Origin of the sequence: Rothia sp. HMSC065D02, assembly GCF_001815285.1 — a bacterium.
In the GTDB taxonomy this organism is placed as follows: domain Bacteria; phylum Actinomycetota; class Actinomycetes; order Actinomycetales; family Micrococcaceae; genus Rothia; species Rothia dentocariosa.
The window spans coordinates 411,271-417,163 of sequence record NZ_KV820092.1 but is presented as its reverse complement, the minus strand read 5'-3'; the positions used below and the strand labels follow the sequence as shown (position 1 = coordinate 417,163).

The 5,893-nt window shown below is 56.1% G+C and carries 2 protein-coding genes; one reads left to right on the top strand and one right to left on the bottom strand.

From position 1 onward, the window contains the following. The coding region (thrS, locus tag HMPREF3016_RS09270; protein WP_246828532.1) for a threonine--tRNA ligase at positions 1-2,155 on the bottom strand (2,155 nt) is incomplete at its 3' end. A gap of 311 nt (positions 2,156-2,466) precedes the next feature. On the opposite strand from thrS, the gene HMPREF3016_RS09265 reads away from it, so the two are divergent. Next, positions 2,467-5,370, top strand: coding sequence for an FAD-binding and (Fe-S)-binding domain-containing protein (locus HMPREF3016_RS09265; protein ID WP_070741805.1), 2,904 nt, complete (start codon positions 2,467-2,469; stop codon positions 5,368-5,370). The last annotated feature ends 523 nt before the right edge of the window (positions 5,371-5,893 follow it).

Sequence of the window (5,893 nt, the reverse complement as noted above, 5' to 3'; positions counted from 1 at the left end):
TGGCACCCGTGAAGTCAGCACCCTTAGCAAAGGTTACATTATTGAAAATAGCAACTTCAGTAAAAATATGATTCTTAAAGTGTGCTACCTCAGTAAAGGTGACACCCTCAAAGTTAGAACTATCAGCAGCCTCAGTGCTGGGCTTGGGGTCTTCGTTCACGCGGTTGCGGATATGCTCCACAATACGTGCCACAGCCTCATCCACGGGCACACCGTTCTCCTGTTTGTTGCCGCGGAAGCGGAATGAGACTGCGCCAGCCTCCGCGTCCTCGCCGCCAGCGATCAGAATGAACGGCACTTTCTCGGTAGAGGCGGTACGAATCTTCTTCGTAAAACGATCCGAACCGTAATCGACCTCAACGCGCACACCCTGCTCACGCAGCTTATCCGCGATCTCGGTCATATAGTCGTTGAAAGCCTCCGCCACAGGCACACAAATCACCTGCACCGGTGAGAGCCATGCCGGGAACGCGCCCGCATAGTGCTCAGTCAGCACACCCAGGAAGCGCTCAATCGAACCAAACTTAGCCGAGTGGATCATCACCGGCTCCTGAATCGAACCGTCCGCAGCCTGGTACTCCAAACCAAACCGGCTGGGCTGGTTGAAGTCATACTGCACGGTAGACATCTGCCAGGTGCGGCCAATCGCGTCCTTCGCCTGCACCGAAATCTTCGGGCCATAGAACGCGGCCCCACCCGGGTCAGGCACCAGCTCAAGACCGGTCTCCTTCGCTACTTGCTCCAGCACGGCGGTAGCCTGCTCCCACTGCTCATCGGTGCCGATAAACTTATCCTTCTTATCACCCTCAGTGTCGCGGGTCGAAAGTTCCAGGTAGAAGTCCGTCATGCCGAAATCTTCCAGCAGGCTCAGCATGAAATTCAGCAGGTGCCGCACCTCATCGGGGGCCTGCTCCTTCGTCACATACGAGTGGGAATCGTCCTGCGTAATCATGCGCACGCGGGTCAAGCCCTGCAGCACGCCCGACTTCTCGTCACGGTACACGGTGCCGAACTCGAAGAAACGCAGCGGCAGCTCACGGTACGAACGCCCACGCGAACGGTAAATCTCGTTATGCATGGGGCAGTTCATAGCCTTCAAACGGTAGTTGCCGTTATCGAGCTCCATCGCCGGGAACATGCCGTCCGCATAATACGGCAGATGCCCGGACGTATAGAACAGGTCTTCCTTTGAGATATGCGGGGTGCTCACGTACTGGAAGCCCTCAGCAATATGGCGGGCGCGCACATAATCTTCCATCTCGCGCTTAATCACGCCGCCCTTAGGATGAATCACCGGCAGGCCGGGGCCAATATTCTTCGGGAACGAGAACAGGTCAAGCTCCTTGCCCAGGCGGCGGTGATCGCGGCGCTCAGCCTCAGCAATACGGTGTTTATACTCCACCAGCTCGTCCTTCGTGGGCCAGGCGGTACCGTAAATACGCTGAAGCATGGGGTTCTTCTCAGAACCGCGCCAATACGCGCCACCGGCACGCATGAGCGCGTAACCGTTAGCAATCAGCTTGGTGTTCGGCAGGTGCGGGCCGCGGCACAGGTCATTCCACAGCACCTCACCGGTTTTCGGGTGCACATTGTCGTAAATCGTGATCTCGCCCGCACCAACCTCAACCGAGGCACCCTCGGCGGCATCGGCACCCGAACCGGGGCCTTGACTGAGCGAAAGCAATTCGAGCTTATACGGCTCGTTCTTCATCTCTTCAACCGCTTCAACATGGGTCACCACGCGGCGGCGGAACAGCTGGCCCGACTTGACGATCTTAATCATCGACTTCTCGATCTTCTTCAGATCCTCGGGGGTGAAGGGCTCAGCCACATCAAAATCAAAATAGAAGCCATCCGTAATATAGGGGCCGATGCCCAGCTTCGCGTCCTTGCGGTACTCCTGCACCGCCTGCGCCATCACGTGCGCCGCAGAATGGCGCAGCACATTCAAGCCATCAGGTTCGTCAATGAAAACGGGCTCAACGGTATCGCCCTCAGAGAGCTTGTGTGAAAGGTCAACCAGCGTGCCATTCACGCGGGCAACCACAATCTTTGCGTTATCTGCAAAGAGTTCAGCGGCGGTGGCGGCAGTAACCTCCCGCTCCTCACCGGATACGCTGATCATGATGGGTGCTGACATTTCAGCGGCAGACATGTGTCTCCTTTAGGTTAGGCACGGGGCCTACTCCCCCAGCGTACGGGGCCAGGATAGGCGCAGCCGCGCAGACTAATCCGCACTGTACAGGTGCACGGACATCACTATTCTACGGCGTTCACAGCAAATTTTCAGGTAACGGCTCAGGGTGGACACAATATCAACGATAGTTTCCCGTCATAATACCTCAGTAAAACGGGTATTCCGGCGCGTAAGCCTAGGCAAAGCTAAGCAGACATAACGTGTGCAAAAGCACATACTGGAAGGATAGGAAGAGAACTATACCTACACCGGTAAGGAGATTATGGCCCATGACAGTTGTATCCAATACATCCGAAGCTCTGAACTCCCCCTACGCCAACGCCCTTGAGCATATGCTCGCCGAAACCCGCGCGCACGCCCTCGATTCCAGCGTCAAAGAAATTGACAGGCTCGCCATCTCGCACGACGCTTCGCACTACCTGCTGGTGCCCGCTGGAATCGTACGCCCCGATTCAGCGGAGGCGGTCGCCGATATTTTCCGTGCCGCCAGCGCCTTCAACTTGCCGCTCACCTTCCGGTCGGGCGGCACGTCTCTATCCGGTCAGGCAAGCGGCGATGGGCTGATGGTCGATACCCGCCGTAATTTCAAGAAAATTGAGGTGCTTGACGGCGGCAAGAGGGTGCGCGTTCAGCCCGGCGCCACGGTGATGGCGGTCAATAATATGCTGGCGCCCTACGGTTATAAGCTCGGGCCTGACCCGGCCTCATGGTCGGCATGCACTATCGGCGGGGTGGTCGCCAATAACTCCTCGGGCATGTCTTCCGGCACCGAATTCAACACCTACAACACGCTGGAATCTATGGTGTTCGTACTCCCCAGCGGAACCGTTATTGATACTTCTGCGCCCGATGCGGATGCCCGCCTGCGCGCCCTCGAACCCGAGATTCACGAGGGTCTGCTGCGCCTGCGCAAGCGCGTGGTCGAAAACCCGGAATCGGTTGCGCGCATCCGCCAACAGTACTCCATGAAGAACACCATGGGCTACGGCGTGAACTCTTTGCTGGATTACAGCACACCGGTTGATATTCTGCAGCATCTTCTGATTGGTTCGGAAGGTACCCTCGGCTTCGTCGCTTCGGCAACCTACCGCACCTTGCCCATTCATAAATTCGTTTCGACCGGTCTGCTCGTATTCGATAACCTCTTGGATGCTACCCGTTCCGTGCCTGAACTGGTTGCTAACAAGCTCGCTACCGTGGAGCTGATGGACGCCACCAGTATTCGTGTGGCTCAGCGTACCGGGCAGGCGGCGGAGGCTCTTGCTGCTATTGATGTGCGTGATCATGCGGCTCTGCTTGTGGAATTTCAGGGAAACTCTGAGCAGGAGCTCACCGATCTTGCCGCGTCTGCCGCGCCCATGTTTGATACCCTCCCGGTGGTGTCGCCGGTCGAAATGACCAGCAAACTTTCTGAGCGTAATGCGCTCTGGGCTGCACGTCGCGGACTGTACACCACAGTCGCAGGCAACCGCCCCACCGGTACGAATGCGTTGCTTGAGGATGTGGTGGTCCCGGTGGACGTACTTGGTGCTACCTGCCGCGATTTGACCGCCCTTTTTGATGCCCACGGTTACCAGGACTCAGTCATTTTCGGGCACGCAAAAGACGGCAATATTCACTTCATGCTCAACGAGCAGTTCCGCGATGCCAAGCAGCTTGTGCGGTACCGCGACTTCACCGAAGAAATGGTACAGCTCATTCTGGATGCTGACGGCTCACTCAAGGCAGAGCACGGAACCGGGCGTATTATGGCGCCGTTTGTACGTCGCCAATTCGGTGACGAGCTCTTTGAGGTCATGCGCGAGATTAAGCGCCTGATCGACCCGAAGGGTTTCTTGAATCCGGGTGTGGTTCTTGCCGACGAAGACACCGATTATGCCACCGATCTGAAGGTTGCCGAAACCGTTGAAGAAGAAGTCGATCGGTGTGTGGAATGCGGGTACTGCGAACCGGTGTGCCCGTCTAAGGATTTGACGCTGACCCCGCGCCAGCGCATTGTGCTGCGCCGCGAAATTGCTGCAGCAGAGGCTAATGGTGATACTAAACTTGCCGAACGCCTACGCCAAGAATACGAATACTACGGTGTGGATACCTGCGCGGTAGATGGCATGTGCGTTACGCGCTGCCCGGTACTGATCAACACGGGTGATTTGGTGCGCCGTCTGCGTGCCGAGAACCAGGATGCCCTCGGTGCCGCCGGGTGGAAATTCGCCTCAAAACACTGGGGTGCGATCGATAAAGTGGCGGGTAAGGCTCTCACGGCCGCAAAAATGCTGCCGTTCCCGGTGGTACGCGGAGCCACCGATATTGGTCGTAAACTCTTCGGCGAAGACATGGTACCCGCCTATAAGAAGGGGCTTTCTGCCGGCGGCGCGCCACGCGTTCCTCATGCGGAAGCAAACCCCGATATTGTGTTCTTCCCTGCCTGCGTGAACGCCATGTTCGGCGGTGTTGATGGTGACGGTAAGCACGACCCGGTGAACGCGACCCAGGCGTTTATTCGCCTCTGCGAGCGGGCGGGCGTGAAATACCGGATTCCCGAGGACATCGACCAAATGTGCTGTGGCACGCCGTGGAAGTCCAAGGGGTATACAGATGGCTACTCGATTATGAGCGACCGCGTGCTCAAAGCGCTGTGGCAGGCGACCGACGGCGGGCGCATCCCGATCGTGTGCGATGCTTCCTCGTGCACCGAAGGCCTTGAGGTGATGCGCGCGAAAGTTGCAGCCGCTGTGGAGCATAAAATCACGCAGGGTTTGGGGGCAGACGAGGCCGATTACGCTCAGTTGAAGCTTATTGACTCGGTACAGTTCGCTGCCGATACGCTGTTGCCTAAGCTCACGGTGTCAACTCCCCTGCCGTCGCTGGCGCTGCACCCTACCTGCTCGATGACTCACTTGGGCGTGCAGCCTGCATTTGAGAAGATTGCAAACGCCATGAGCGATCAGGTGTACGTTCCCAAGAACTGGGGATGCTGCGGTTACGCTGGTGACCGCGGCATGCTGCACCCTGAGCTCACGCAGAGCGCTACCCGTGCCGAGACTGCTGAGCTAAACGAGCACGAGTTCGCCGCATATGCGTCATCAAACCGCACCTGTGAACAGGGTATGACCGAAGCAACCGGACATACCTTCCAGAACGTACTGCAGCTTCTAGAGCGAGCCACTCGGTAAAGCTTTGCTCCGTTAAAACTGTAGGGCTGTGGGGCGGCATCGCAAGATGCTGCACCCACAGCCCTATGTTTGTAATGCTTCTTATTTCAACAGCTCAGGAGGCCAGTTTATATTCTGCCTCCCCCGGATATACAAAAACGCTATGTCCTGTTTCTAGCGTCAGAGCTAAATCTTCAGGACATAGCGTTTTTAGCGAAATCGCTAATAATCGTGTTGTGCGGTGCGATATAAGAGCAACCCGGAAGTTTTGTTGCCCAAGGTAACCCTTCAGAACTACCTCACTTCTAACATTAGCCTTATCTGTAAGCGAACTTCAAAGATATTCGGAAATTGTAACCAAATCTTTATGTTTAGCGAAAAGTTCAACCTTTTATCAACATTTTGGTAGTGTCATACTAATTTTTACGACAGGGAGTATACGAGACTTTCTCCTGTACAATAAAACAGTTTTTATATGTGAGGTATTACTCTTTATATACTGACAATCTGTTTACATGTTGGGCCAGGTCGGGTGCAACCGACC